The 1,332-nt window shown below is 76.5% G+C and carries 1 protein-coding gene; it reads right to left on the bottom strand.

Annotation, left to right across the window (positions count from 1 at the left end; translation table 11 throughout):
* Positions 1-298: 298 nt before the first annotated feature.
* Positions 299-1,165, bottom strand: coding sequence for a 16S rRNA (adenine(1518)-N(6)/adenine(1519)-N(6))-dimethyltransferase RsmA (gene rsmA / locus ACFXB5_RS41480; protein WP_385218598.1), 867 nt, complete (start codon positions 1,163-1,165; stop codon positions 299-301).
* Positions 1,166-1,332: the final 167 nt, after the last annotated feature.

The raw sequence follows: 1,332 nt of genomic DNA, 5'->3' as shown, positions 1-1,332 counted from the left end.
GGGCCCCGGGAGGGCGAAGCCCCGCCAACGGTGCGGAGGCACAGCCTGGACCGGGGTCCGGGGCGGAGCCCCGGTTCGGGGAAGGGGCGGGGTGGGGAAAGCTCCGGTCCTGACCCCGGCCGGTGTACGGCCGACGAGCCCCGGCGCGCGGCGGAGCCGTGCATCGGATCCCGCGAGGAGGGGCGGGGAGCAAGCCCGCGGGCCGAAGCGAGCCCCGGCACGCGGCGGAGCCGTGCATCGGATGCCGCGGGGAGGGACGGGGTGGGGAGCGAGCCCGCCCGCGGGCGCGCCGCGGGGGTCAGGCCGCGGGTCCGTGCTCGGCGATCGCGGCGAAGTCCTCCACCGTCAGCGACTCGCCGCGCGCCTGCGGCGAGACCCCGGCGGCCTTCAGTGCCTCCTCCGCGGCCCCCGCCGAACCGGCCCAGCCCGCGAGCGCCGCCCTGAGGGTCTTGCGGCGCTGGGCGAACGCCGCGTCCACCACCGCGAAGACCTCTTCCCGGGTGGCGGTGGTGCGCGGGGGCTCGTCCCGGCGGATCAGCGAGACCAGGCCGGAGTCGACGTTGGGGGCGGGCCAGAAGACGCTGCGGCCGATCGCGCCCGCGCGCTTGACGTGGGCGTACCAGGCGGCCTTCACGGACGGGACGCCGTAGACCTTGGAGCCGGGCGGGGCGGCGAGCCGGTCGGCGACCTCGGACTGCACCATGACCAGCGTCCGCTCGATGGTCGGGAAGCGCCCGAGCATATTGAGCAGCACGGGCACGGCGACGTTGTACGGCAGGTTGGCGACCAGCGCGGTCGGGGCGGGGCCCGGCAGCTCGGTCACCCGCAGGGCGTCGCCGTGCACCAGCGCGAAGCGGTCGGCGCGCTGCGGCAGCCGGGCCTCGACGGTGGCGGGGAGGGCCGCGGCGAGGACGTCGTCGATCTCGACGGCGGTGACCCGGTCGGCGGCCTCCAGCAGCGCGAGGGTCAGCGACCCGAGCCCGGGACCGACCTCGACGACCACGTCGTCCGGGCGCACCCCGGCGGACCGGACGATCCGGCGGACCGTATTGGCGTCGATGACGAAGTTCTGGCCGCGCTGCTTGGTCGGACGTACGCCGAGCCGTGCCGCGAGTTCGCGGATGTCGGCGGGTCCGAGCAGAACGTCGGAGTCGGTGGAGCTCACCCAGGAAGTTTAGGCCCCCTTTGGGGCTCCCCTTTTCGGGGCTCGGGTGGGGGCCCCGGGGCCCCGCGCCGCCCCGCGCCCCCCCCCCCCCCGCACCGTGATTTACCCCAAGGGGCCGCCGGGGGGGCGCCCGGGGGGGTTTTGGTTTGTAAACCGGGGCTGTGGGA

Source organism: Streptomyces sp. NPDC059455 (genome assembly GCF_042750115.1).
GTDB lineage: Bacteria > Actinomycetota > Actinomycetes > Streptomycetales > Streptomycetaceae > Streptomyces > Streptomyces endocoffeicus.
Note: the sequence above shows the minus strand (reverse complement) of the source record. Positions and strands in the feature narration are given on the sequence as shown.